The 26427-nt window shown below is 54.0% G+C and carries 24 protein-coding genes and 3 tRNA genes; 8 read left to right on the top strand and 19 right to left on the bottom strand.

Annotated features, from left to right (window positions below):
- Positions 1-19: 19 nt before the first annotated feature.
- The 9 genes from V8L71_RS13930 to rnr all read right to left on the bottom strand — a co-directional run bounded on the left by V8L71_RS13930 (position 20) and on the right by rnr (position 8073).
- Positions 20-322 (bottom strand): DUF6482 family protein, encoded by a 303-nt coding sequence (locus V8L71_RS13930; RefSeq protein ID WP_008958985.1) that lies wholly within the window; start codon positions 320-322, stop codon positions 20-22.
- Between the two features lie 243 nt (positions 323-565).
- Positions 566-859: a hypothetical protein gene (locus V8L71_RS13925; protein ID WP_008958984.1), complete on the bottom strand. Its 294-nt coding sequence runs from the start codon at positions 857-859 to the stop codon at positions 566-568.
- 122 nt (positions 860-981) lie between these two features.
- Positions 982-2370, bottom strand: a complete 1389-nt coding sequence (dnaB, locus tag V8L71_RS13920; RefSeq protein ID WP_176302030.1) for a replicative DNA helicase — start codon at positions 2368-2370, stop codon at positions 982-984.
- Positions 2371-2654: 284 nt separating this feature from the next.
- Complete coding sequence (rplI, locus tag V8L71_RS13915; protein WP_035584127.1) at positions 2655-3101, bottom strand: 50S ribosomal protein L9; 447 nt, start codon at positions 3099-3101, stop codon at positions 2655-2657.
- Between the two features lie 15 nt (positions 3102-3116).
- On the bottom strand, positions 3117-3968 hold the full coding sequence (locus V8L71_RS13910; protein WP_336274493.1) for a hypothetical protein: 852 nt from the start codon (positions 3966-3968) through the stop codon (positions 3117-3119).
- A 12-nt stretch (positions 3969-3980) separates the two neighbouring features.
- Positions 3981-4208 (bottom strand): 30S ribosomal protein S18, encoded by a 228-nt coding sequence (gene rpsR, locus V8L71_RS13905; RefSeq protein WP_008958980.1) that lies wholly within the window; start codon positions 4206-4208, stop codon positions 3981-3983.
- Positions 4209-4241: 33 nt separating this feature from the next.
- Positions 4242-4619, bottom strand: a complete 378-nt coding sequence (gene rpsF / locus V8L71_RS13900; RefSeq protein WP_007113338.1) for a 30S ribosomal protein S6 — start codon at positions 4617-4619, stop codon at positions 4242-4244.
- A gap of 248 nt (positions 4620-4867) precedes the next feature.
- Positions 4868-5653, bottom strand: coding sequence for a 23S rRNA (guanosine(2251)-2'-O)-methyltransferase RlmB (gene rlmB / locus V8L71_RS13895; protein WP_101147805.1), 786 nt, complete (start codon positions 5651-5653; stop codon positions 4868-4870).
- A 2-nt stretch (positions 5654-5655) separates the two neighbouring features.
- Positions 5656-8073, bottom strand: a complete 2418-nt coding sequence (gene rnr, locus V8L71_RS13890) for a ribonuclease R (RefSeq protein WP_336274478.1) — start codon at positions 8071-8073, stop codon at positions 5656-5658.
- 249 nt (positions 8074-8322) lie between these two features.
- Between rnr and V8L71_RS13885 the strand changes: the two genes are divergently transcribed.
- The 3 genes from V8L71_RS13885 (at position 8323) to V8L71_RS13875 (ending at position 8722) form a co-directional block, all read left to right on the top strand.
- A tRNA-Leu gene (locus V8L71_RS13885) sits at positions 8323-8409 on the top strand.
- 95 nt (positions 8410-8504) lie between these two features.
- A tRNA-Leu gene (locus V8L71_RS13880) sits at positions 8505-8591 on the top strand.
- A gap of 44 nt (positions 8592-8635) precedes the next feature.
- Positions 8636-8722 (top strand) — tRNA-Leu (locus V8L71_RS13875).
- Positions 8723-8846: 124 nt separating this feature from the next.
- Here the strand turns inward: V8L71_RS13875 and V8L71_RS13870 are convergent.
- Together V8L71_RS13870 and V8L71_RS13865 are read right to left on the bottom strand one after the other, a co-directional pair.
- Complete coding sequence (locus V8L71_RS13870) at positions 8847-9707, bottom strand: DNA/RNA non-specific endonuclease (protein ID WP_336274492.1); 861 nt, start codon at positions 9705-9707, stop codon at positions 8847-8849.
- 89 nt (positions 9708-9796) lie between these two features.
- Positions 9797-10072, bottom strand: a complete 276-nt coding sequence (locus tag V8L71_RS13865; protein WP_008958975.1) for an Lrp/AsnC family transcriptional regulator — start codon at positions 10070-10072, stop codon at positions 9797-9799.
- Positions 10073-10338: 266 nt separating this feature from the next.
- On the opposite strand from V8L71_RS13865, the gene V8L71_RS13860 reads away from it, so the two are divergent.
- Positions 10339-10653: a high-potential iron-sulfur protein gene (locus V8L71_RS13860; RefSeq protein WP_336274477.1), complete on the top strand. Its 315-nt coding sequence runs from the start codon at positions 10339-10341 to the stop codon at positions 10651-10653.
- A 111-nt stretch (positions 10654-10764) separates the two neighbouring features.
- Here the strand turns inward: V8L71_RS13860 and V8L71_RS13855 are convergent, their stop codons facing one another.
- From V8L71_RS13855 to V8L71_RS13835, 5 genes are all read right to left on the bottom strand, one after another.
- Entirely contained in the window at positions 10765-12336 is a 1572-nt protein-coding gene (locus V8L71_RS13855) for a SpoVR family protein (RefSeq protein WP_336274476.1), read from the bottom strand.
- A gap of 53 nt (positions 12337-12389) precedes the next feature.
- The gene (locus V8L71_RS13850) at positions 12390-13676 is read right to left on the bottom strand and encodes a YeaH/YhbH family protein (RefSeq protein ID WP_101147802.1); all 1287 of its coding nucleotides are present in this window, start codon (positions 13674-13676) and stop codon (positions 12390-12392) included.
- 62 nt (positions 13677-13738) lie between these two features.
- On the bottom strand, positions 13739-15661 hold the full coding sequence (locus V8L71_RS13845) for a PrkA family serine protein kinase (protein ID WP_035565019.1): 1923 nt from the start codon (positions 15659-15661) through the stop codon (positions 13739-13741).
- A gap of 294 nt (positions 15662-15955) precedes the next feature.
- Complete coding sequence (locus V8L71_RS13840) at positions 15956-17002, bottom strand: threonine aldolase family protein (protein ID WP_008958970.1); 1047 nt, start codon at positions 17000-17002, stop codon at positions 15956-15958.
- A 162-nt stretch (positions 17003-17164) separates the two neighbouring features.
- Positions 17165-19186: an FAD-dependent oxidoreductase gene (locus tag V8L71_RS13835; RefSeq protein ID WP_336274475.1), complete on the bottom strand. Its 2022-nt coding sequence runs from the start codon at positions 19184-19186 to the stop codon at positions 17165-17167.
- A 185-nt stretch (positions 19187-19371) separates the two neighbouring features.
- Here V8L71_RS13835 and V8L71_RS13830 point away from each other — a divergent pair, with 185 nt between their 5' ends.
- Both V8L71_RS13830 and V8L71_RS13825 read left to right on the top strand, forming a co-directional pair.
- Positions 19372-20286, top strand: a complete 915-nt coding sequence (locus V8L71_RS13830) for a DMT family transporter (protein WP_336274474.1) — start codon at positions 19372-19374, stop codon at positions 20284-20286.
- Between the two features lie 42 nt (positions 20287-20328).
- Positions 20329-21897 (top strand): GNAT family N-acetyltransferase, encoded by a 1569-nt coding sequence (locus V8L71_RS13825; protein ID WP_336274473.1) that lies wholly within the window; start codon positions 20329-20331, stop codon positions 21895-21897.
- Positions 21898-21980: 83 nt separating this feature from the next.
- On the opposite strand, the gene V8L71_RS13820 is transcribed toward V8L71_RS13825, so the two are convergent.
- The 3 genes from V8L71_RS13820 to V8L71_RS13810 form a co-directional block, all read right to left on the bottom strand.
- Positions 21981-22280, bottom strand: coding sequence for an MGMT family protein (locus tag V8L71_RS13820; RefSeq protein ID WP_176302023.1), 300 nt, complete (start codon positions 22278-22280; stop codon positions 21981-21983).
- Between the two features lie 50 nt (positions 22281-22330).
- Complete coding sequence (locus tag V8L71_RS13815; protein ID WP_336274472.1) at positions 22331-22939, bottom strand: FMN-dependent NADH-azoreductase; 609 nt, start codon at positions 22937-22939, stop codon at positions 22331-22333.
- Between the two features lie 188 nt (positions 22940-23127).
- Positions 23128-23994, bottom strand: a complete 867-nt coding sequence (locus V8L71_RS13810) for a LysR substrate-binding domain-containing protein (protein ID WP_176302021.1) — start codon at positions 23992-23994, stop codon at positions 23128-23130.
- A 151-nt stretch (positions 23995-24145) separates the two neighbouring features.
- Here V8L71_RS13810 and V8L71_RS13805 point away from each other — a divergent pair, with 151 nt between their 5' ends.
- Both V8L71_RS13805 and V8L71_RS13800 read left to right on the top strand, forming a co-directional pair.
- Positions 24146-25333 carry a TauD/TfdA family dioxygenase gene (locus tag V8L71_RS13805; protein ID WP_336270004.1) on the top strand — a complete coding sequence of 396 codons (1188 nt, stop codon included), beginning with the start codon at positions 24146-24148 and terminating at the stop codon, positions 25331-25333.
- An 87-nt stretch (positions 25334-25420) separates the two neighbouring features.
- Positions 25421-26359 (top strand): ABC transporter substrate-binding protein, encoded by a 939-nt coding sequence (locus V8L71_RS13800; RefSeq protein ID WP_336270005.1) that lies wholly within the window; start codon positions 25421-25423, stop codon positions 26357-26359.
- Positions 26360-26427 lie beyond the last annotated feature (68 nt).

Below are 26427 nucleotides of genomic sequence, written 5' to 3'. Positions count from 1 at the left end.
TTTGGGTTAGCGCGTAAACTTAAAATACTAACGGCATACGCGATGTAAGCGGCTCGCTGTAATGAGCGTCACGACCAATTACTTCATCGTGCGGCACGTGCTGTACTAAGTAAGCGCGGTGAATGCCAGCCCGTTTGAGTTCCATATAGGCATCATCCAGCGAGCGAAATAGCATTGGCTTAGAACGCTGCATCAGCATATGGCGCTCGCCTTCAACATCTTCCAGCTCAACCTGATAAAAACGGCTACCCGAATGGGTAATCACGCGAATTTCAAAGTTGTCGTGGCTGGCGACAAACTGCTTAAGATCCTTCAGTTCCATGGTTCCCTCCTGTTATTTGTCTATGTCATCAAGTATGGCATCAGATATGGCATCAGGGCACAGCATGACTGCACCCTATGACGTTCCTGTTGCCCTGTTGTTGCAGTGTTGTGACATCCATTAAAAGATAGACTCACAATAGTGGGTTATTCAACAACTGATTTCTTAACCACTAATTTTCAACTGCATTCGAGGGCAATAGCGCAAGAGAGTTCCTGACCGAAGCGTCAAGAAGTCGTTATTTTACTGGTATTCAGAAGGGTCGATGGCTTTGCCAAGTGAATTACGGTCAATCCAGTTGCCGCCTTTGGTCTCTTTGTAGCGAAACACGACCTTATCCCCCACCTTAACGGGCAGCTCTCCATCTTCGGTTTGATAGCTGTACTTTTCTCCCTCCACGACCAAATGGTAGCGATAAAGATCTGGCATACCTAACCACTCTTTGAAAGGCCCTTCACGCTCAAGTGCTTCAAGCTCACCGCGACCTTCTAGCTTAGGAAGACGCTGCCGATTACCGCGCCGAAATCCACCTGCCATTTGCTACTCCCGTTTATTTGCATATCATGGGTGGGGCATTATACGAGCTCGCTCCCCATCCTCAAGTGACTCATCACAAAGCTGGCTTTGAAGCCGGTCCTCCCAAACCAGCCTGTAAAAACCTAGTCGCCGAATGCTTGACCGTAGCTATCCGGGGCCAAATCCTCGAAGCGGGTATATTTACCGATAAACGCCATGTGAACGGTGCCGATCGGGCCGTTACGCTGCTTACCAATAATTAACTCCGCGATACCTTGGTTATCGGGGTTATCTGGATTATAGACTTCATCGCGATAAACGAAGGCAATGACGTCCGCGTCCTGCTCAATGGCGCCCGACTCACGCAAATCCGACATGACTGGCCGTTTATTCGGACGCTGCTCCAACGAACGGTTCAACTGGGAAAGTGCCACTACTGGACAATTAAACTCTTTCGCCAAGCCCTTCAATGAGCGCGAAATCTCGGAAATTTCACCGGTGCGGTTTTCGCTAAAGCCGGGGATCTGCATTAATTGAAGGTAATCGATCATCACCAGTGCAATATTGCCATGCTCACGCACCACCCGGCGCAACCGTGAGCGCATCTCATTAGGCGATAAGGCCGCGGTATCATCAATAAACAGCTGTTTGTCTTTGAGCAGGTTGACGGCGGAGGTTAAGCGCGGCCAATCCTCATCTTCCAACTGCCCGGTACGTACACGGGTTTGGTCAATTCTACCCAGCGATGACAGCATCCTCAGCATCAGGGACTCGGCGGGCATCTCCATAGAGAACACCATGACCGGCTTGTCGCTGGAAATAACCGCATGCTCAACTAGGTTCATCGCGAAGGTGGTTTTACCCATGGAGGGACGACCTGCAATCACCACCATATCCGACGGCTGGAGACCAGTGGTCATCTCGTCCAGGTCACGGAAACCGGTGGAAAGCCCGGTCATTTCACCTTTCAGGTTAAACAGCTCATCAATGCGATCAACGGCTTTGGTCAGCAGATCGCTCATACCGATAGGGCCGCCGGTTTTAGGGCGCTCCTCGGCAATCTGGAACACTAACCGTTCCGCTTCATTGAGCAACTCATCCGCCGGACGCCCTTGTGGGGAAAAAGCGCTATCGGCGATTTGGTTAGCCGCACGGATCAATTTACGCAGTGTTGCCCGCTCACGCACGATATCGGCGTAGGCGCGAATATTACTGGCAGAGGGCGTGTTACGCGCAAGCTCGGCCAAAAACGCCAACCCACCGACCGTATCCAAATGATCACGCGCTTCTAGCGCTTCGGAAAGTGTTACCACGTCTAATGGCTGACCGGATTCAGCCAGATGAATCATCACGTTGAACACTAAACGGTGCTCATAACGATAGAAATCATCCGCCACCAAGCGTTCTGAGACGTTATCCCAGGCTTGGTTATCCAGCATTAGCCCGCCTAATACCGACTGCTCCGCCTCCAGAGAGTGTGGCGGCAGTTTTAGCGCTGCCGTTTCTTTATCAGCAGAAGGCTGGTCCTGCATAGCGAGCTCCTTTAAACACTACAGCGTAGCCAATGAAGAGAGGTATCTTAGCCGGAGCGAGGACGTTCGACCACCGACATCACAGCCAATCTAGACATTGTCTGAAAAACGCCAAACCGTAATAGCCCAGGCGGATTTATGACACTATCCAGCACTACCGTCTTGCAGCACAGGCGTCAGAAATAACAAAAGGCGCGGGTTTCCCCGCGCCTTTTGAGGCGTACGTGCTAGTACAGTGAGCGACCGAGCACTTAATACTTACTCGGTACTTACTTCGTACTTAATTACTCTGCCACTACCACTACGCGTACAACCGCATCCACTTCAGCGTGCAAGTGAATAGCGATATCGTATTCGCCAGTTTGGCGAATCGGCCCTGTCGGCATACGCACTTCGCTCTTGGCAACATCGATGCCAGCAGAGGAAATGGCGTCAGCCAGGTCACGCGGACCAATAGAACCGAACAGCTTGCCTTCGTCGCCTGCTTTGGAAACCAAAGACAGCTCGATGTCGTTCAACTGCTCAGCGCGCGCTTCGGCTTCTGCCTTGCGCTCAGCTGCTTGCGCTTCGAGCTCAGCACGCTGTGCTTCAAACGCTTCGATGTTGTCTTTGGTGGCCGGTACGGCTAAGCCGTAAGGCACCAAGTAGTTACGACCATAACCAGGCTTAACGGTGACTTTGTCACCCAGGCCGCCCAGCTTACCAATGTTGTCGAGCAGAATGACTTCCATCTCGTAAACCTCTTGTCAGTTGCTGCGGGCAAGGCGTGCGCGAACGTTCGCGAATGTATCAATCAGCCCCAACAGCAGCACAATGAGAATCGTGGGCCAGGTCGTGATCAGCAGCACATAAAATGCTACCAGCCACAGCCCGTTCATCCCCTTTATTCCAATAAACCCATGCACTAACGCAACGCCAGCTACCAACAGCGGAATCCAACCAAGCATCGCCAGCGCGTGTGCGCCCAGCAGCATGCCTATCACTCCAATGACGACCAATACGGCCAGCTCTTTGGGTGTTAAGCGTAATGCATGAAACTCTTCGCGAAAGCCACCTGGGTTATACAACCCAGCTTGCCAGCTACGCGCAAGCGCTAAACACACTATTGCTGCCAACAGTACGACGAGCCCGGTAACCCCACCCACCACTAGCGCGGCGATGGTTTGGGTATCGTAGCCCTGATTGGCGAATTCCGTGAGCATGCGGTCCACTTCTTCTGAACCTTCCCGCAACTGCTCAAGCATTAACTCTGTGCCGCCTGGTGGGCTGAAGATGCCAAGCTGAACCATGACAGCGGCGACCAAGGTCCCCACAATCAACGTTTCACCCCAACGCATCCTCTCGCGCAGGATAACAGCCATCAGCGTTACCAGCAGTATGCTAGCAAGCGGAATGACGTCTCCCTGTGCCCACCACCAGCCAGCCGGCAGTGCTGCAGCGACAATGACTGGCAGCGCAGGTGCAAAACCTTTGCGTAGAGTCACCAACGCTGAGATGGCTGCCCCTAACCAGAACAGCCAAGGCACTAGCGTTGCCAGGGCCGCCCCGCCTGCAGCGTAAGGCGTGCCCCGCATCAGCCATCGGGCTAGTGCCAGCATCACGTTAAACGCTTACTGGTGGCTATCGGAGTAGGGCAGCAGTGCCAGATAACGCGAACGCTTGATAGCGGTCGCCAGCTGACGCTGATAGCGTGCTTTGGTGCCGGTAATACGGCTTGGAACGATCTTGCCGGTTTCGGTGATGTAAGCCTTCAGCGTGTCCAGATCTTTGTAATCGATCTGCTTGATGCCTTCAGCGGTGAAGCGGCAAAACTTACGGCGACGGAAAAAACGTGCCATGGACTAGCTCCTTAAAACGTGCAGTGAATAAAATCAGGCAGTTTCTTCTTCTTCAGCGCGCGGTTTTTCTTCGCGACGCGGACGTTTTTCTTCTGCCGGTTTCATCATCGGAGAAGCTTCAGTAACAGCTTCTTTGCAGCGAACAACCAGGCTGCGGATAATGGCGTCGTTGTAACGGAAGATGTTCTCGATCTCGTCGAGGGTCTCGCCGCTACATTCAACGTTCATCAGCACGTAGTGGGCTTTGTGGATCTTGTTGATCGGGTAAGCCAAGTGACGACGGCCCCAATCTTCTAGACGGTGCACAGTGCCGCTGTTTTCGGTAACGATGCTGGTGTAGCGCTCGACCATAGCCGGCACCTGCTCGCTTTGATCCGGGTGGACCATAAACACGATTTCGTAATGACGCATGGGATCTCCTTGCGGTTTGACAGCTTCCGTTGTGTGCTACCGCTAAACGCAATAAACGACGACAAGGAAGCAAGGAGTTAACTGAAGTGCTCCGCCACCGCATTAAACGGCTTCCGGGGCATCAAACAGAACTTTTATTTCAACAACTGTTTTCAAAGACAGTTTTCAACAACAGTTTCAATTACTAATTCTCACAGCTAACGCCCGCTTGCAGACAAACGGGCGCGTATATCTTAGTAGTACGGCGGTTAACTTGCAAGCTGGCGCTGGCGAACAGCTTCAAACAAGCAGATACCGGTAGCCACTGACACATTGAGGCTAGAAACCTCCCCTGCCATCGGCAACTTGGCAAGGTTATCGCACGCCTCGCGAGTTAACCGCCGCATGCCTTTACCTTCTGCCCCCATCACCAGGGCAGTAGGGCCAGTCATGTCAATATCAAAGACACTGGCCTCAGCCTCACCTGCCGTGCCGGTTATCCAGACACCGGCATCTTTTAGCTTGGCAAGCGTACGCGCCAAATTCGTTACTTGATAAACCGGCACTACCTCGGCGGCGCCACAGGCGACTTTACGCACGGTGGCATTGAGCGGTGCAGCCTTGTCTTTCGCCACGATCACCCCATGCGCACCGGCGGCATCCGCGCTGCGCAGGCAGGCACCGAAGTTATGCACATCCGTCACGCCATCCAAAATCAGCAACAGCGGCGGTGTATTCGAAGGCCAAGCACGCAGCTTAAGCCAGAGCGACTCTTCGCCCTCGGGAGTTAGCGGCGGACAAAAGGCGACTACCCCTTGGTGGGCAGCTCCCTGGGTTAGCTGGTCAAGCAAATCGCGCGGCTGCTCTTTGACACGAGCGCCATGCGACTGAGCGTGGGCGACCAACTCTTTCAAGCGGCTTCCCGCCCCCTGCTGCACCCACAGTTCTCGGGGCGCTTCACCTCTGTCTAGCAGGCTTTGCAGTGCATGAACCCCATATACCTGATCTAGCCCATCAGGGGTCTTGGGACCCCTCCGTGAAGACGCTGACTTCATGCTCAGCCCTTATTCGGTGATGGTTTGCGTGGACCGTTCCGTGTGCGGCGTGGGCCGCGACGCGTAGTGGGCTTCTCGCTACTGGACGGTTTGTCACCAGAGGCTTTAGCGCCACTTGTTTTGGCACCAGCGCCCCCTTCCCCACCGCGCTTCTTACGCGGCTGGCGGCGTGGGCGGGGTTTTTCATCCCCCAGGCCGAAGTCGATCTTGCGGTCATCCATATCGACCCGCGCCACTTGAACGGTAAGACCATCGCCCAAACGGTAGGTCGTACCCGTACGCTCACCTTTCAGGCGGTGCTTCTCAGCTTCGTAGTGGTAGTAATCCGAAGGCAGCGACGTCACATGCACCAAGCCTTCCACAAAGAACTCATCCAGACGCACAAACAGACCGAACTGAGTGACGGAAGCAATAGTTCCTTCGAACATTTCGCCCAGTTTGTCGGACATAAACTCGCACTTCAGCCAGCTCTCGACATCACGGGTGGCTTCGTCGGCACGACGCTCAGTCATTGAGCAGTGTTCACCCAGCTCAAGCATCTGCTCGAAAGTGTACGGGCACCATTTACTTGGCGGCTCAACCGGAGATCCTTCAACGCGCAGCACCGTATTGGTCTGGCGCGGCCCGCGGATCACCGAGCGAATAGCGCGGTGCACCAGCAGATCAGGATAGCGGCGGATCGGCGAGGTAAAGTGGGCGTAGGCCTGGTAGGCCAACCCAAAGTGACCTTCGTTTTGCGGAGAATAGACCGCCTGATTCATTGAGCGCAGCATGACCGTCTGAATGATATCGAAGTCAGGGCGGTCGGCAATCGATTCACGAAGTGCCTGATAGTCTTGCGGAGTGGGCATGTCGCCGCCGCCGACTGCAAGACCTAACTCGTTCAGGAACAGGCGCAGTTTATCAAGCCGCTCAGGTGTCGGCCGTTCGTGAATACGGTAAAGCGCCGGCAGGTCATGCTTATCCAGGAAGCGTGCAGTCGCCACGTTGGCTGCCAACATGCACTCCTCAATTAATTTGTGCGCGTTGTTTCGGCTACGCGGAACGATTTTCTCGATTTTACGCTCATCATTAAAGATGATCGCCGTTTCAGTGGTGTCAAAATCGATCGCACCACGTTCAGCGCGCGCTTCACGCAACAAGTAGTAAAGCTCTTCCAGATTCTTCAGCGGCTTTACTAGCTCGCTGTGCTCTGTCCGTAGCGCCTCGCCCTCTTCGCTCTTCTCATCAAGAATTGCCGCCACCTTGTTATAGGTAAGGCGAGCGTGAGAGTTCATGACGGCTTCGTAGAAGCGGTAGCGGCTAATCGCACCGGTTTGCGAAATATTCATCTCGCACACCAGCACCAGACGATCCACGTGGGGATTCAGCGAACAGAGCCCGTTGGACAATAGTTCCGGCAGCATGGGAACCACTTGACCAGGGAAGTAGACCGAGTTACCCCGCGTGCGGCCTTCATTATCCAACGGCGTGCCGGGACGCACATAGTGGGAAACGTCCGCGATCGCGACGAGCAGTTTCCAACTGCCGGATTTCGTTTTCCACGCGCACACCGCATCATCGAAGTCTTTGGCAGACTCATCGTCGATGGTAACCAGCGGTATATCACGCAGGTCAACGCGGTGCTGCTTGTCTTCTTCCAGCACTTCAGCTGAAATGCCAGAAATTTGGTCGAGCACTTCAGGCGGAAACTCTGCAGGAATATCGTAACTGCGAATCGCAATATCAATTTCCATGCCGGGATCCATACGCTCACCCAGCACTTCAATCACCTCGCCTACCGGCTGTACACGGGTGGCTGGCTGCTGAACGATCTTGGCCGAGATCACCTGGCCATCTTTAGCGCCACCACAGGCGCTATGCGGAATAATCACTTCCTGAGTAATGCGCGGATTTTCCGGTATTAGAATGCCAAACTCCGGGGTATTGCTACGGTAAACACCAACGATGGTTTGGGTGTTACGTGCAATCACTTCGGCAATCGTCGCCTCATCACGGCCACGGCGATCACGACCGCTAACGCGTGCCAACACATGGTCGCCGTGAAAAACACGTCGCATTTGGCGCGGCGGCAATACCAAGTCCGGCTTTTTGCCATCATCCCGCAAGAGGAAGCCAAATCCATCGCGGTGCCCCAGCACTTTGCCTTTGATCAGATCGAGCTTGTCGATTAACGCATAGGCGCCCCGACGATCACGCAGCACTTGCCCATCGCGCTCCATCGCCGCCAAACGGCGACGGACAGCTTCGATCAGCTCTTCGTCTTCCAGACCCAGCAGGCGGCTCATATTTTCATGGGTAATCGGCTTGCCATACGTTTCTAAGGCAGCAAGCAAATACTCCCGGCTCGGCGCTGGGTTACCATATTTATGCGCCTCGCGCTCGGCGTGCGGATCATCACTTAACGTCCAATACTTCATACGAGCAACATCCTTAATGGCGTCATTTGCGAGAGGCATAAAAAAAGCGCATACGCAGTGCGTTGCGGGCTGGATATTTCAGTGTTTGAAAAGCTGAAATGAATAGGATTTTGTTTAGTCATAGGCGCAGTATAGCGCTGCACGTTCAATCACCCAACCGTCTTAGACGTTGTTTATACAATTAGCTTTATAAAAAGCGCATAAGGGGTCTTGCATTTAACCATCACCCCGGTATTATACGCGCCACTTGCCCAGATGGCGGAATTGGTAGACGCGCTAGCTTCAGGTGCTAGTGTCCGTATGGACGTGGAGGTTCAAGTCCTCTTCTGGGCACCAAACTGCTTTTATACTATCTTTTTGTATACGCAGTTCAGTGCTAAGCAAGTAAAGGCAATAAGCCAGTCAACGTAAGTAGCAACAAGTTTGTGTTCGCCCAGGTGGCGGAATTGGTAGACGCGCTAGCTTCAGGTGCTAGTGTCTGTATGGACGTGGAGGTTCAAGTCCTCTCCTGGGCACCATATGAGCACAAACGATAGTAGATAATTTAAGCGTTAGATGATGCGCCCAGGTGGCGGAATTGGTAGACGCGCTAGCTTCAGGTGCTAGTGTCCGTATGGACGTGGAGGTTCAAGTCCTCTCCTGGGCACCATGAGTTACATGGGCCAGTCCGCATCATTATTTGTTTTCCTCTTTTAATCCTCTCCGTTTTACTCGCTTTTCTTAAAGCACCGTACCTTTCTCAAGCACTGTACCTTTCTCAAAGCACCTCCTCTTTACTGAAAACGCCCTGGGCGTCGTGCCACTTCTTCAAGTGCCCATCCCTGTATACGCAACTCTCCCTCCAGCACTGACTCTACTTCGGTCGTTAACTCTGGGAAGAAGTTAAGCCCAGTGCGTGCTTCTATATCGTCAATGGTTACCAAGTAATCATCCAGCGGCTCATTGCCACGTACGTCTTGCGGCATAATAAACGCCAACGCTAATGGCGCTTCATTGTGCGGGGCGACGATGATCTTATAAAACGCTTCGGGCACTTCAACCAGACCTACCCGATTAAACACGTTATCCATAAAGCGTTCAGGAAATACCGGCCCAGTAATCACCTGCAAACGATCAAAGCGCGGCGCAAAGTGATCCATAACGACTTCTTCTAAACGCTGCCACAGCTGCCGATTGAGCTGGGGGCGTTGCGGGGTCATATTACTCATTAAAAAAGTATCGACTTGAGCGCTGCGCCCGTGCACGGCAGCAATTGCGTAATTGGGCGCCAGATGGCCTCGATCGTAACCGCTGCCTGCGTAGCTATCCGTGCCTACCGGCCACAGTGTGCGCCAATCAGCTTGAAAATTTGGCCGGGAACCAATGCTTGAATCGTCTACCGCTTCAATCTGATAGCTTACCCATAGCGGATTAACCCGCACATCAGACCAGCCAACTAAATAGCCATCGTTGCGCAGTACTCGGTGAATTGTAGTAGGGCGAAACTCCTCCCAGGTAGGCACTCCCATCCACGTATAAGCATCTTTATGCTGTCGCTCTTGAAATTCCCACAGCCCCGTACCAACGGCAACAAACAGTACGGCAATACCCAAGCGTCGACCCTGCCGACGCCAGCTCGAAAGCGATGTTCCCAACACTCTTACTCCCTGGTTAGCGCTGACGTGCGCCTATCGTTTTATTTCGCTTAAAGCTACTACCACCGTGGCGATAAAAGCGGTCCCAATTACCAGCCTAGTGAAAACATCGTTTCAAGATCGTGGCGAGAGTGCACCTGCATAGCATTCAGGGTTTCTGTATCGCTGATACCTTCTACGGCATTTAAGCGCTCCGTTACCAGCTCAGCCAAGCTTTCAAAATCGCGAGTACGGGCAATCGCCACCAAGTCGTAGCGGCCACAGGTAGAATAAACTTCACTAATGCCTTCTACATCAGCTAAGCGTTCGGCCACGGCTTTCACTTGGCCTTTATCGGTATTGATTAAAATGACTGCGTTTTGCATAGCGTGCCCCTCAAGAGAAAATAATGGCAACAAAATGTCGTCTTTAAGCTGCGCAGAGTATAGCAGCGACTAGGAAGCGAGCGCAGCACCCAGCAACAGCGTGACCAATTGTCGCTGTACATCGCAAGGCATTCGCACAAGCTTTGCACATCCGCTAGCATGTAAAAGAGAACTCCGACTTATAAGTTTATTCGGAGCACTAATAGAGGTGGATCACCACCCGACAACCGTGACCAAACGTCAGACCGTGACGATAAGGAGAAATCATGGCTAATAAGAGCCGTCGTGACTTCATGCGCAACAGCATGTTAGGGCTAGCTGCCCTTCCGCTGGGTGCAGGTATTCTTTCCAAGACTGCTTTCGCTCAAGAGCTGCCGCGTCTTGATCCTTCCTCAAGCAACGCTCAAGCGCTTAACTACGTCGAAGACGCCAGTGAAGCAAGCGACCACCCGGCTTATGAAGAGGGCGAGCGCTGCGATAACTGCATGTTCTTCAATGCAGAGACACAAGGTTGCCAGCTGTTTCCTGAGAACAGTGTTGAGCCAGGGGGCTGGTGTCAGTCTTGGACTGCACGAGCCTAAACAGCTGCCGTTTAGAGCGGTTACTGCTGTACTAATAACTACCCCGCGCTTTGCGCGGGGTAGTCTTTTTTTAAAGGCTACTTTAAAAAGCTGGCTTACGCAGAAAAGCGTTTAAGAAGCATGGTTGTCATCTTCAACCGGCCAGTGAAAACGCCGCGTCACTTGCCCCTCTTCCATTGAGACCAGATGAACCGGAAAACCCCATAGCTGCTGTAGATGGCGAATAACCGGATAGACGCTGCGCCCCAGCGGGCGGCGATTATCCTGTACATGATGAAGCGTCAATGAGCGGTCCCCACGAATGGCCGCCTCGACCACTTGAATATTGGGCTCGCGAACAGATAGCGCATACTGCGTTGCGAGCGCTTCACGAACCTGACGATAGCCCTGTTCGTTATGTATCGCCGCTACTTCCAGGGCCTCTAACTGATCATCATCCACCACTAAAAACAGCTTATGGTCCCGCATCACCTTCGGCGACAGAAACTGCTGAATAAACGACTCGTCCTTAAAGTTGCGCATCGCAAACTCCACCGTTTCCCGCCACGGGGTACCCGCCACATCTGGAAACCACTCACGATCCTCGTCGGTAGGGTTTTCGCAGATGCGCTTGATATCCATAAAAATCGCGAAACCAAGCGCATAAGGGTTAATCCCGCTGAAGTGAGGGCTATCAAAGGCTGGCTGATTGATCACAGCGGCGTGAGACTGCAAAAATTCCAGCATTAATCCTTCATCGACATTGCCGTCGTCGTAAAGTCGATTCATTAACGTGTAGTGCCAGAAGCACGCCCAGCCCTCATTCATCACCTGCGTTTGCCGCTGGGGATAAAAATACTGCGCCAGCTTGCGCACAATTCGCACAATCTCACGCTGCCAAGGCGCCAGCAACGGGGCGTTTTTCTCAATAAAATAGAGCAGGTTTTCCTGCGGCTCTGAAGGATAAAGCCCGCCGCTATGTAAGCCTAACGGGTCATCGTCATTGGCATTGTGCAAACTTCCCGGCAGCGAAGACTCCCCAGTGGGCGGTTCGGGAATGGTTCTCCAGAGCATATTAACCTGGGTTTGTAGATAGGCTTCCCGCTCATCCTGACGCTTCGCTTCCTCTTCTGCAGAAATTGGTGAGGGGCGCTTGTAGCGGTCAACACCGTAGTTTTGCAGCGCATGACAAGCATCCAGCAGCTGCTCGACAGCCTGCACGCCGTGGCGCTCTTCGCACTGGGCGATATACTTACGTGCAAACACCAAGTAATCGACAATAGAAGAGGCATCCGTCCAAGTACGGAACAGGTAGTTACCTTTAAAAAAGGAGTTATGACCGTAGCAGGCGTGGGCCATCACCAACACCTGCATCATCAGCGTGTTCTCTTCCATTAAGTAGGCAATACAAGGGTCAGAGTTAATGACCAGCTCATAAGCCAGGCCCATCTGGCCACGCTTGTAAGCCCCTTCAACGGCTAGAAACTGCTTTCCGAATGACCAGTGGTGGTAGCCCACCGGCATGCCCACGCTGGCGTAGGCATCCATCATTTGCTCCGTGGTGATCACTTCTATCTGATTGGGATAAGTATCCAGACGATACTCATCAGCGAGCCTTGCCAGCTCCGCATCGAAGCGCTCCAGCAGGTTGAAGTTCCAATCGGAGCCGGTGGCAATCGGCTTGCGCTTGCGGGTCGCACTCATAGCCCACTCCTCTATTACACGGTCATACGGTCACTAGCCTCTATACACGGTCACTAAGACTGACTTAAGCGACGCTTGAACAGTTCGCGAAAGACCGGATAAATATCGCCCGCCTCTATAATTTGCCGCATGGCAAAGCGTTCGGGAAATTCTTTGACCACACTTGCATACTCATGCCACAGCGATTGATGGTCGTGAGGCGTAATCTCAACGTAAGCGTAGTATTGCAACTGTGGCATTAGCTGTTTGATCAGCAAGTCGCGGCAAATATTCGAGTCGTCATCCCAATTATCGCCATCGGAGGCTTGGGCCACATATAAATTCCACTGCCCTACTGGATAACGCTTTTCAATGATCTTATTGACCAGATTCAGCGCACTAGAAACAATCGTACCGCCGGTTTCGCGTGAGTAAAAAAACTCCTCCTCGCTAACTTCCCGAGCAGCGGTGTGGTGACGCACAAACACCAGTTCGACTTTTTCGTAGTGTTTCTCCAAAAACAGGTACAACAGTAAGAAAAAGCGCTTAGCGATATCTTTATGGTTCTGGGTCATCGACCCCGAAACGTCCATGACACAAAACATGACCGCTTGATTAGAAGGCTGCGGCTGGGCGCTTAACTGGTGGTAGCGCAGGTCATAGGTATCAATGAACGGCACGCCAGCAATACGTTTTTCCAGGCGTTCGATTTCAGTTTTCAGCTCGGCAATACGGGCCGGATTACGCAATACCGGGTCTTTACGCTCTTCGGCTTCCAGGGCCTCATGAGCTTCCTTAAGCGCCCGTTTAATCGGCGCGCGCATGGCAATGCGCCGAGCGTAGGCTTCGCGCATCGAACGGGTAATGCTGATCCGGGAAGGCACGCCATCTTTAGACAATCCCGCCCGCACCATTTTGACCTCTTCCAGCGACTTCAACGGTTTGCGCTGCAAGTGGGGTAACTCAAGCCCGTCAAACACAAACTCCAGAAACTCCTCGCGGCTGAGGGTGAAGGCGAACTCATCCACCCCTTCCCCCTGATTAGAGGCGCCGCCTTCCCCCGCACCACTGCCACCGCCCTGCCCGCTAGGGCGTCGTATTTTGTCGCCCGCTACAAACTCCTTGTTGCCTGGCGAGACGATATTGCGTGCCCCGCCCGGGCCATGCTGAAACACTGGCTCAGAGATATCCTTCGCCGGAATAGATATTTTTTCACCGCGCTCCATATCAGTAATGGAGCGGCGATTAACGGCCTCTTCAACCGAACGCTTGATATGCTTGCGATAGCGCTCTAAAAAGCGCTGACGGTTCACCGCGCTTTTATGTTTAGCGTTAGGCCTTCGATCAATAAAGTAGGTCATACGACCTCCTTAGACGCTTTTCTTAAGCACTGTTTTAACAACAGCCCTTAACTATCCGTCCCTTACTGGGACTTACGCACGCGCAGGTACCACTCGGACAGTAATCGAACCTGTTTTTCGGTGTAGCCGCGCTCAACCATCCGCGCCACAAAGTCTTCATGCTTCTTCTGGTCTGACCGGGAGGCCTTGGCATTGAACGAAATCACCGGCAGTAGCTCTTCGGTGTTGGCGAACATTTTGTGTTCGATAACGCCTTTTAGCTTTTCATACGACTGCCAGCTCGGATTCATGCCGTTATTTTGCGCCCGTGCCCGCAGCACAAAATTGACCACCTCATGGCGGAAGTCTTTCGGGTTGGAGATTCCCGCCGGTTTCTCAATTTTCTCCAGCTCTTCGTTCAGCGATTGGCGATTCAACAGCTCGCCGGTTTCATGATCACGGTATTCCTGATCCTGTATCCAGAAATCAGCGTAGGTTACGTAGCGGTCGAAAATATTTTGACCATATTCGCTGTAGGATTCGAGGTAAGCGGTTTGAATCTCCTTACCAATAAAGTCCACGTAGCGGGGCGCCATATACTCTTTGATGAAGCCCAAGTAGCGTTCAAACACCTCCGACGGCAGCTGTTCACGCTCCAATGCCTGCTCTAGCACATAAAGTAGATGCACCGGGTTGGCAGCCACTTCGGTGCTATCAAAGTTGAATACCTTAGAAAGAATCTTGAAGGCGAAACGAGTGGAGAGCCCTTGCATGCCTTCGTCAACGCCAGCCGCGTCGCGATACTCCTGAATCGACTTGGCACGCGGATCGGTGTCTTTCAGGTTTTCACCGTCGTACACGCGCATCTTGGAATAGATATTGGAGTTTTCAGGTGCCTTGAGCCGTGACAACACCGAAAACTGCGCCAGCATGCGCAGCGTATCCGGCGCGCAGGGCGCGGCATTTAGTGAAGAATCCTCTAGTAGTTTTTGATAGATTTTGATCTCTTCGGTGACTCGCAGGCAATAAGGCACTTTGACGATATAGACCCGGTCAAGAAATGCCTCGTTGTTACGATTGTTGCGAAATGCCTGCCATTCAGACTCGTTAGAGTGCGCCAGGATCACCCCATCAAAGGGTATTGCTCCCATGCCTTCGGTGGGATTGTAGTTGCCCTCCTGCGTCGCGGTGAGCAGAGGATGCAGCACCTTGATCGGCGCTTTGAACATCTCCACAAACTCCATCAACCCCTGGTTGGCACGGCATAAGCCACCAGAGAAGCTGTAGGCATCTGGGTCGTCCTGGGAGTAAAGCTCCAACTGGCGGATATCGACCTTACCCACCAGCGAGGAGATATCCTGGTTGTTCTCATCGCCCGGCTCGGTTTTCGAAATGGCAATTTGATTCAACCGTGAGGGGTACAAACGTACCACCCTAAACTGGGAAATATCACCGCCATACTCTTTGAGCCGCTTCGCCGCCCAGGGCGACATCACGCTGCGCAGATAACGCTGAGGAATACCGTACTCTTTCTCTAACAGCTCGCCATCCTCCTCGGGAGAGAATAAACCAAGTGGCGACTCATAAACTGGCGAGCCCTTAATGGCATAGAACGGGATGCGTTCCATCAGTAACTTCAAGCGCTCTGCCAGTGATGACTTACCGCCACCCACTGGCCCCAGCAGGTAGAGGATCTGCTTGCGCTCTTCAAGCCCTTGGGCAGCATGGCGGAAGTAGGCAACGATTTGCTCGATAGCCTCCTCCATACCGTGGAACTCTGCAAAGGCAGGGTAGCGGCGAATCACTTTGTTGGAAAAAATGCGTGACAGACGCGGGTCTTTCGCCGTGTCGATCACTTCAGGCTCGCCTATGGCTTCCAGCATGCGCTCGGCGGCGCTGGCATAAACTTTCGAGTCACGGCGACAAAGCGCCAAGTACTCCTCAAGGCTCATGTCTTCTTGCTGAACGCGGGCAAATCGGTCTTGAACGTGATCAAAGATACTCATGGAATTCTCCTGTGGCCTAACCCCAGACAGCCACCGCCAAACCAAGTGTTTCGCAACGGTGTGCCAAACGAGGTGTCGCTTTTTTTAGCGTAGTCAGCATTAGCAAAAAGTGATGACTAAAACCTTCAACGCAGCGGCGATACAGTTAAGAGAATTATTCAGAGGATTAGTTGCGTTAAATAAAGCAACTGGCTACGAAAGGGAGCGCACTAGAGCAGTTGCGCCGCTGCCAGGGCAGCGACGTAACTAGATTGCAGGTGCTAAACAGCGGCAAAAGAGGTGCTGTTTTCGCGCTTAACGCTCAAGCACGGCACGAATATCGGCTAATAACTCATCAAGTAATTCAACGGTGGTGTTCCAGGCACATACAAATCGGGCACCGCCAGCGCCAATAAAAGTATAGAAGGTCCAGCCTTTAGCTTTCAACGCTTCAATTGCCGGGAGTGGCAATTCAACGAAAACGCTGTTGGCCTGGGTAGGGAACATCAGTGAGACACCCGGCAATGCCTGCAGGCCTTCTGAGAGGTAACTCGCCATGGCATTGGCGTGTTGGGCATTGGTTAACCAGGCGCCGCTTTCTAATAACCCTAACCACGGCGCTGAGATAAAGCGCATTTTCGATGCCAGCTGGCCTGCTTGCTTGCAGCGGTAGGAGAAATCTTCGGCTAACTCACGGTTAAAAAACAGGATCGCTTCACCAAACGCGAGGCCGTTCTTGGTGCCTGAAAAACATAGCGCATCCACACCCACCTGCCAGGTCAGTTCAGCGGGAGTGGCATTTAGGCTTGCACAGGCGTTGGCAAAGCGAGCACCGTCCATATGCAACCGCAGGTCATGTTTATCAGCAATGGCGCGAATCGCCATCAGCTCTTCGCGGGAATAAAGCGTGCCCACTTCGGTCGCTTGGGTCAGCGAGACCACTTTGGGTTTGGGGTAGTGAATATCGCTGCGCTTGGTGACCAGCGCCTCGATACCTTCCGGGGTAAGCTTGCCATTGGCGCCGGGTGAGGTTAGCAGCTTCGCGCCGTTGGAGAAGAACTCCGGGCCACCACACTCGTCGGTTTCGATATGCGCCAGCTCATGACAAATAACGCTGTGGTAGCTACGTCCCATCGCTGAAAGGGCCAGTGAGTTAGCAGCGGTGCCGTTGAAAACGAAGAAGACGTCACAGTCATAGTCAAACATTTCGCGGAAGCGATCTGCGGCACGGGCCGTCCAGGTATCGTTACCGTAAGCCAAATCATCGCTGCGGTTGGCTTCTAATAGATATTCCATCGCCTCCGGGCAAATACCGGAGGTGTTATCACTGGCTAAAAAACGCGGGCTACACTCCGAGGTCATGACGGTAATCCTTATATCTGGCGATCTTACGGCGCAGGCTGGGTGCCACCAGCGCCTTTAATGCCTAGCTATGCTTAATAGCTAGGCCAAGAAATCCCTTAATAACAGGACATTCAGTCTATCGCCATTAACGTGTAAACGTCACCTACTGCTACCGGCCATCTAAAGGATAGCGGCCAGACGTGTGCCCTGCTCAATCGCTCGTTTGGCATCCAGTTCGCTGGCTTCATCGGCACCGCCAATAATGTGCACCGCTACTTTTGCCTGCTCCAGCGGCGCCAGTAACTCCCGCACCGACTCTTGCCCGGCGCACACCACCACGCTGTCTACCGCCAACACTTGGTCAACGCCCTCGCGGCGAATATGCAGCCCTTGGTCGTCGATTTTGAGGTACTCGCAGCCCGTTAGCGTGGTGACCCCACGGGCTTTAAGCGAGGCGCGGTGCACCCAGCCCGTGGTTTTACCCAGGTTTTTACCCGGTTTGGAGCTTTTACGCTGCAGCATCACGATCTCGCGGGGAACGTCTGGCGGTGTCGGTGTTTTTAAACCGCCGCGTTCGCCCACTGCTAAATCAACGCCCCATTCGTCGCACCAGTCAGCAATATCCAACGCGGGGTGCCCTTGGTGTGCCAGCAGCTCAGAGACATCAAAACCAATCCCCCCCGCGCCGATCACGGCTACCTTACGCCCGACCCGCTCGGGCGACTCAATCGCCTCGGCATAGCTCAGTACCTTTGAATGGTCGTGGCCCGGCAGGCTTAGTTCGCGGGGTCGAACGCCGGTGGATAGCACCACTTCATCAAAATCGGCAAGCGTTTCTGCGGTTGCCGTGTTGTTCAAGCGCACCTCTACCGAATACTTCTCTAGCATTACGCGGTAGTAGCGCAAGGTTTCGTTGAACTCCTCCTTACCGGGAATTCTCCGCGCGTAGTTAAACTGTCCGCCTAGCTCACTGCGCTGCTCAAACAGCACAACGTTATGCCCCCGGCTAGCGGCCGTGACGGCCGTTGCCAGCCCCGCCGGGCCGCCGCCAACCACCGCGACTCTTTTACTCGTTTGCGCAGGCTCTATTACCAGCTCGGTTTCATGACAGGCGCGAGGATTCACCAAACAGGAGGTCAGCTTGCCAGCAAAGGTGTGATCCAGGCAGGCTTGGTTACAGGCAATGCAGGTATTGATCTCGTCTGCTAAGCCTTCCTGGGCTTTACGCACCCAGGCGGGATCAGCCAGAAAAGGCCGCGCCATGGAAACCATGTCGGCGTGGCCCTCTGCCAGCACCCGCTCAGCGACTTCGGGCATGTTGATGCGGTTGGTGGTGATCAACGGAATCGAGAGCGCCGACTTGATGCGCTTTGTCACCTCGGTAAAGGCCGCGCGAGGCACGCTAGTCACAATTGTGGGTACCCGCGCCTCGTGCCAACCGATGCCGGTATTAATGACATTAGCGCCAGCGGCTTCAATCGCTTGCCCAAGGGTAACCACCTCTTCCCAGGTACTGCCCTCTTCGACCAGATCAATCATCGAGAGGCGGAAAATAATCACGAAACGTTCACCTACCGCCTCGCGTACACGACGCACAATCTCCACGGCGAAGCGCATGCGGTTTTCAAACGCCCCACCCCACTCGTCGTCGCGCTGATTGGTGCGCTGGCAGATAAACTGATTAATCAGATAGCCTTCAGATCCCATCACCTCCACGCCGTCATAGCCTGCCTGCTGGGCCAGACTCGCGCAGCGCACGTAGTCGGCAATTTGCTGCTCCACCTCGTCGCTACTTAGCGCCCGAGGCATAAACGGATTGATCGGCGCCTGTATCGCCGAAGGTGCCACGAGATCCGGCGAATAGGCGTAGCGTCCGGCATGCAGAATTTGCATACACAGGTGGCCGCCTTCGGCGTGCACCGCCTTAACCACTTGGCGGTGCTCCGGCAGTTGCGCTTCGTCAACGAGCGCGTTGGCCCCCTGAAAAACCGCGCCTTCTGCATTGGGGGCGATACCACCCGTGACGATCAGGCTAACCCCCTCCCGCGCCCGCTCGGCATAGAAGGCAGCTAGCCGTTCAAAGCCATTCGGCGCCTCTTCCAAATTGGTGTGCATCGAGCCCATCAAGATACGGTTAGGTAGCGTCAAATGACCAATGGTCAGCGGTCGGAAAAGATGCGGATAGGCGGGCGTCTGAGTCATCACGGGTCTCCTGAATCTTATTAGTAGTATTGCAAGGCAAATTCAAACAAGCGTATGACATCCTGAGCATCACGTATAGCCCTTAGATCTAGTCCTTCAATCTAGCCCCTCGATCTTTTGCCAACCGCTTGCCCAACGCGCAAATCCGCGTCACATTACCCGGCTAACGATAAGGAACTGTTGCTATGCCCTTGATTTACTTTCTGCCGCCGCTCGCCACTGTATTAATATGGTCGGGCAATATGACCATTAATCAGCTTAGCGTAGGCGCCATTGCGCCCAGTAGTATCGCCTTTTTACGCTGGTTATTAGCACTCGCGGTGATGACGCCCTTTGTGCTGCCTGCTGTGCTTCGCCATCGTGAGGAAATACGTCGCCAATGGCCGAAGCTTGCGCTACTCGGGTTACTCGGCATGGGCCTATGGCAGGGGCTTGCCTATGTGGCGGCAGAAACCACCACCGCCACCAATATGGGCATTCTTGCCGCCATGGTGCCGTTGCTTACGGTGCTACTTAGCGCGCTGATTCTCCGCGAACCACCGACTTTAGGCGGTGTTTTGGGCGGGGTGCTGGCGTTTGTGGGCGTCACCGTATTGCTAGGGCGTGGTAATCCGCTTTCATTACTGCAACTCCAGGTCGCCTTGGGTGATGCGCTGATGGTAGTCGCGGCGACCTGCTACGCGCTGTATGGCGTGATGCTCAAGCGCTGGTCAATGAGCTTACCGCCTTGGGTGATGCTCTATGCCCAAGTCTGTTTTGCCGTCCTGTTCTTGTTGCCGCCCTATTTAATGGGGCCAATGACGCCGGTTGATGGGCAGAATATCGGGCTGATTCTCTATGCAGGTATTCCCGCCTCAGTCATCACTACGTTTCTATGGATGCGGGCGGTACGTCAAATCGGTGCCAATCAATCGAGTATTTTTATCAACCTAATGCCGCTATTTAGCGCAGTCATTGCCATGATTTTTCTAGGCGAGCGAGTGGCTGGTTTCCACTTTGCAGGCGGGCTACTCATCCTTGCCGGGGTAATCATGGCGCAAACACTGACACGGCCGTTAACCCGCGAGTTAACACCAGATAAGCCGAGCAACGTCCAATAATGCTAGAATGGGCGTTTACTTCTGACGCTGGGAAGCCCTGATATGTCCCTGGAAGAACTGCATCTTAATCTGCGCAACCTAATGAGCGATGACTACGATCAGCTCAAGGCATTGATGGACGCTGTCTATCACGATATCGGTGGAGCTTGGCCGAAGCGCACGATCGACAAATTAATTCAGGAATTCCCTGATGGCCAAATCGCCATTGAGGACGATGGATTGCTGGTGGGCGTGGCGCTCACCGTGCAGGTGGATTACGACGAATTTTCTAATCCGCACAAGTACGATGATCTGATTGGTCACCGCGAGATCATCCTCAATGATGAGGATGGCGACGCCATGTACGGTCTGGACGTGCTGATTCACCCGGATTACCGCGGCTATCGCTTGGGCCGCCGACTTTACGAAGCGCGTAAAGAGCTGTGCCGCTCCATGAACCTGCGGGCGATACTGGCCGGTGGGCGTATTCCCGAGTATCACCAGCACGCTGATGAACTCACACCCGCTCAGTACATTGATAAAGTCTCGCGTAAAGAGATCTACGACCCGATCCTCTCTTTCCAGCAGGCCAATGACTTCCAGGTCAAGCGCCTGCTGCGTAAGTACCTGCCGGAAGATGAGCAGTCGCGCGGTTACGCTACCCTGCTAGAGTGGAACAACATTCTGTTTGAGCCTGCTGCCAGCGTGCTCGACAACAAGCCTACCCAAGTACGTGTAGGTGCTGTGCAGTGGCAAATGCGTGAGTTCTCCTCAGTGGAAGCCGCGCTTCAGCAGATTGAATACTTTGTTGATGCGCTGTCTGACTACCAGAGCGATTTTGCGGTATTCCCAGAACTGTTTTATGCCCCCTTGATGGGCCTTCAGGATCGCGCCGCCCAGCAGGATCAAATGGGCGCCATTCGCTTTTTGGCAGGTTTCACCGAGCGCTTTAAGTCGGAACTCTCGCGCATGGCGGTCTCCTACAACATCAATATTGTCGGTGGTTCGATGATTGAGGTCGGCGAGGATGACCGCCTCTACAACATCGCGTACCTGTTCCACCGCGATGGCAGCGTTGAGCGCCAGGCTAAGCTGCATATTACTCCTCAAGAGCGGCGCGACTGGGTCATTGAGGGTGGCGATGAGCTACAGGTGTTCGATACCGACGCTGGGCGCGTGGGCATCCTGATCTGCTACGACGTGGAATTCCCAGAGCTTGGTCGTCTACTGGCCGACCAGGACATGGACATCCTGTTCGTACCCTTCTGGACCGATACCAAAAACGGCTACCTGCGTGTGCGCCACTGCGCCCAGGCGCGGGCAATTGAAAACGAGTGCTACGTGGTGCTGTGCGGCAGTGTCGGCAACTTGCCGTCGATTGAAAATCTGGATATCCAGTACGCGCAATCCGCGGTGTTCTCACCTTCTGATTTCGCCTTCCCCCACGATGCGGTGCTGGCGGAAACCACGCCGAATACCGAGATGATCTTTTTCTCGGACTTGGACTTGACCCGTTTGACGGTAGTGCGTGCCGAAGGCTCAGTGACCAACTTGAAAGACCGCCGCAAGGATCTGTTTGATCTACGCTGGCGCGACTGGTCGTGGAAATCGGGTGCTAACCTGGAAGAGTGAAGGGAATCATGAATACAACAACGCCGCCCAATGGGCGGCGTTGTTGTTTCTAAATGCGTGTTGTACTAGAGGAGTTATATAGCTCAATCAGGCCAGACAAGATGCGCGGGTACGCGGCCTTTGGCATCGAACAGCACCCCCTCATCGCGTAACTTGCGGTGCTGGCGCTCGGCGCCACCATGGTCGGCAAGCTTTAAGGATGCTGCAATCACGCGATGCCAGGGCAACTGATGGCCATCCGGTAGGTGGCGCATAGCCGACCCCACCATGCGCGGCGTAGCGCCTTCGGTCATGGCTGCAATGCGGCCATAGGTGGTCACTCGGCCCGGCGGAATTTGATCGACAATGGTGTAGATCTGCTCGAGTAATTCCGGCCGGGGCATGTGAAATATCCTCTTATTTATTACGCGTCTTTAAAAATCTTGCCACCTGCTTACAGCGCCTCGACCAATTGATCGATCGCTTGAAAAGCTTCCTTGAGCGCAGCGTCGCGATGCTGCTCGCCCATGTTCAAACCTTCAGCATAGACCACCTGGGTATCTTTAATCCCCATCAAGCCGAGCATGGCTTTGAGGTGCGGCGTTTGGCTATCCATTTCGGTGCCAGCGTACTGGCCGCCACGGGCAGCCAGGATGATCGCCCGCTTGCCTTCTACCAAGCCTTGAGGCCCGTTTTCGGTATAACGGAATGTTTCTCCAGCCCGCAGCACACGGTCAAACCATGCTTTCAACTGCGAAGGAATACCCAGGTTATACATCGGCACCGCAATCACCAGCACATCATTAGCACGCAACTCTGCCAGCAGCGTTTCCGAATGAGCAGCCAACTCGTGTTGCTCGGCGCTGCGTTCTGCAGCCGCCACTTGCCAGGCGCCCAGCTCGCTGATATCCAGGTGAGGCAGTGTATTTTTCACCACATCACGTTGGGTGACATCGATACCATCGCGAGCGTTAGCTTGCTCGATAAAACGATTAGCCAGCGCATTGGATTGGCCGTTTTCCGCCAGGATAGAAGAGGTGATTACCAGGGCACGCGTCGTCATTGTAAGCTCCAAAGATCATTAGGTTAATGAGTTGGAAGCTATTCTACGACGCTTTCCGATAAGCAAAAGCGCAACGTTTTCCGACTTGTATTCGATTAAATCGAATTATGCGAGTGTGCTCTGTTTTATTCACATACTTTTCACGCATTCACCGGTTAAGCCAGCGGGCAGTCGCGCCGATATGCTCTTCATCCCATCGAGTTGCACAGCCACTGCCAGACCAACCCTGCTTCATCGCTAACGTGGCGGCGGCTTGGCCGTACCAGCCAAAAGCGCTCGTCGCTAGGCACACTAATATCAAAAGGCGCCACTAAATCGCCACGTTGCTCCATTAAACGCCGGTGAGTAAGCGCAATGCCGCCACCTTGGCTGGCAAGTGCCAACGTCATGACTTGGTTATCGCAGGTGAGCGACCAACACTGCGCCTCTACATGGGCAGCACCCGCTTCCTGTAACCAGCCCGGCCACCCCACCCCAAAACCCACGGCGTGCAGCAGCGTATGTCCGGCCAGGTCACTCGGCGCAGAAAGTGTCTCTGCCAAGGCCAGGGAGCACACCGGCAGCAGATGCTCTTCCCCTAGCGGCTGCATTTCAACGCCGGTCCACTCCCCTTTGCCATAGCGAATCTCGATATCAGCCCCTTCAGGACCAAAGTCATCAGGCCAGATAGCGCTGACCAAACGAATCGCCACCTGCGGGTGAGCGCGGTGGAAGGCAATCAGACGCGGCGCCAGCCACGACTGCTGAATGGCAGGCGTGGCACGCAGTGTGACCGGTTGCTCGGTTGTGCTACCAAAAACTTCCAAGGTTCCTTCGCTGATTCGGACAAAGGCGTCATGAATACTCGGCAGCCACGCTTGCCCCGCTGGGGTTAACGTTAAACTGCGGGCATGGCGCACAAACAGCTTCTGCCCGACACGGTCTTCCAGCAACCGAACGCGCTGACTGATCGCCGCCTGGGTTACTCCAAGCTCATTGCCTGCAGCGGTAAAGCTTAATGTACGCGCTGCGGATTCAAAGGCTTGCAGCCATAGCAATGGCGGTAACTGACTCATGAAAAAGAGACCTATAAATAAAATGATGTCTTAGGGGTCAGATTAATCGTTTGTCACTGGCGCTGCTACTCCTCATCCTGGTTAACACTTAAGCACACCCCTAACGCACAGCCATCTGGCTCTGCCGCAAAGGGAGCGATTCGGAGTCATCATGAATAGCGCAGTACAAACGGCAACGATACCAACGACAAACAACCCTCAAGCCCCAGACATGGGCGAATTAACCCCTTATCAAACCGGCCCCGCCCTCACACAGGCCATGCTCACCCAACAAGGTATTGCCCTTGAGTGGCAAGATGGCCAGCAAACCACCCTGCCCCTACTCTGGCTGCGCGATCACTGTGCCTGCCCAGCCTGTCGTCATCCGCAAACCCGTGAACGGCTCTACCTGCCGCTTGAAGCGATTTCCGAGCCGCCAACCGTGGCGCTACTGGATGGCCATCTGCATTTGAACTGGCAGGACGGCCACGTTAGTACGTTTCACAGCGGCTGGCTTTATCAGCGTCGCCCAGAAGCGACCCTTGCCTCAGCCGTCCCCAACGCCAAACCGTGGGTAAATAACTTCGCGCCCGAGCGCATCAACCATAGCGACTTCCTCACGCCCCAAGGCGAAAAAGCCTGGTTAACCGCTATGCTGCGCGATGGCTTGGCGCTGATCACCGACGGCCCTTTGGTAGAAGAAGAAGTAAGCCGGCTGGCTGAGCGTATTGGCCCACTGCGCGCCACCAATTTTGGTGCCCGTTTTGATGTGCGCTCTAAGCCCAACCCCAATAATGCGGCGTATACCGCGGTAGGATTGCCGCTGCATGTTGATTTGCCCAACTGGCAACAACCGCCCGATATTCAGTTGCTCTACTGCCTGCAAAACGAAGCCAGCGGTGGTGAATCGCTGTTTGCTGATGGTGCCCGCGTGGTAGAAGCGCTACGCCAGCAAGATCCAAAAGCGCTCGCCATACTCAGCGAAACGCCCATCGACTTTCGCTTCCAGGATGAAAGCCACGATATTTCCATGCGCGCGCCGGTGGTCACACTGGACAGTGCAGGTAACCTGGTCGAGATGCGCTTGAACAACTGGATTCGCGACGCGCTTCATTTACCGGTTGAGCAGATGGATGCTTGGTATAGCGCCTATGCTCTATTGTGGAAGTTATTTCACAGCGAAGCGCACCAGCTGGAGTTCACCCTCCACCCTGGGCAGATGATTGCATTTGATAACCGTCGCGTACTGCACGGACGGCGCGAATTCGACCCCAATAGTGGCGCTCGCCATTTACAAGGCACCTATCTAGACCGCGACATGCTGGCCTCACGCCTTCGCGTGCTAGCCCGCAACGTTTAGCGGCTTTCGAGTTTAAGCACCTATCTAGCAACAGCGTTTATCTGACAAGAACACTTATCTGACAAGAACCCCTAGCAAGGAGATCGTATGACACATTTTAAACCTCTCGCCTCGGGCATTGCCCTTGCCACCACTGCACTATTGGCCACGACCGTACAAGCCGATGATCAAACCCTCGATTTCGGCGTACCCTCTTGGCCCGGTATTACGGTTAAAACTGCTATTGCTGAGCAGCTATTGAATCCGCTCGGCTACGAGACCAGCGTCCAGGAAATCGGCCTGCAGGTGATTTATCAGGGCATTGAAAGCGGCGATATAGACGTCTTTCTGGGTGCTTGGCTGCCTGCCCAACGCGAGATGTTCAATCCCCGCAAAGAATCGGGCGTACTCATTGATGTGGCGAACAATGTCGATGGCGCACAAATGACTCTGGCGGTTCCCGAATACCTCTTTGATGACGGCCTGCAAAGCTTTGCCGACCTTGATGACTACCGCGACCAGTTGGATGGCGAGATTCATGGTTTTGGTGCCGGTTCAGCGGCCAGCGAGATTCTTAACAACGCCATTGATAACGACACCTGGGGACTCGGCGATTGGCAATTGGTCGACACCAGCGAAGTCGCCATGCTTTCCGCCGCACGCAATGCGATTTCCCGGGAAGAGCCGATTGTCTGGGTAGGCTGGACGCCTCACTGGATGAACCTTGAACTGCCGATGCGCTACCTGGAAGATCCAGAAGATCTGTTCGGCGAGAACAATGGTGAAAGCGAGGTATTGACGCTTCTTCGCAGTGACTATGCTGACGCTAATCCCAACGTCGTGGCGTTCTTTGAGCAATTCACCTTCTCCGCCGAAGAGCAAAGCTGGATGATTCAGGCATTTGGTCAGGAAGAGCGCGATCTTGCTGAGGTCGCCGAGCAATGGATCAATGAGCACCCCGAGCGCATTGAAGCCATGCTGGCTGACGTGACCACCACCGACGGTGAGCCCGCTTGGCCGGTGATTGAAGCAGAACTCAACAACTAATCGTTCGCCTAAAAAGCGCCTTCATCCCATCGCACGGCTAGCGTATGCTAGCGCTTTTTTAGTCGATG

The organism is Vreelandella indica, assembly GCF_037070225.1.
Lineage (GTDB): Bacteria > Pseudomonadota > Gammaproteobacteria > Pseudomonadales > Halomonadaceae > Vreelandella > Vreelandella arctica.
The sequence above is the reverse complement of the archived record's forward strand: the minus strand, read 5'-3'. Positions and strand labels throughout refer to the sequence as shown.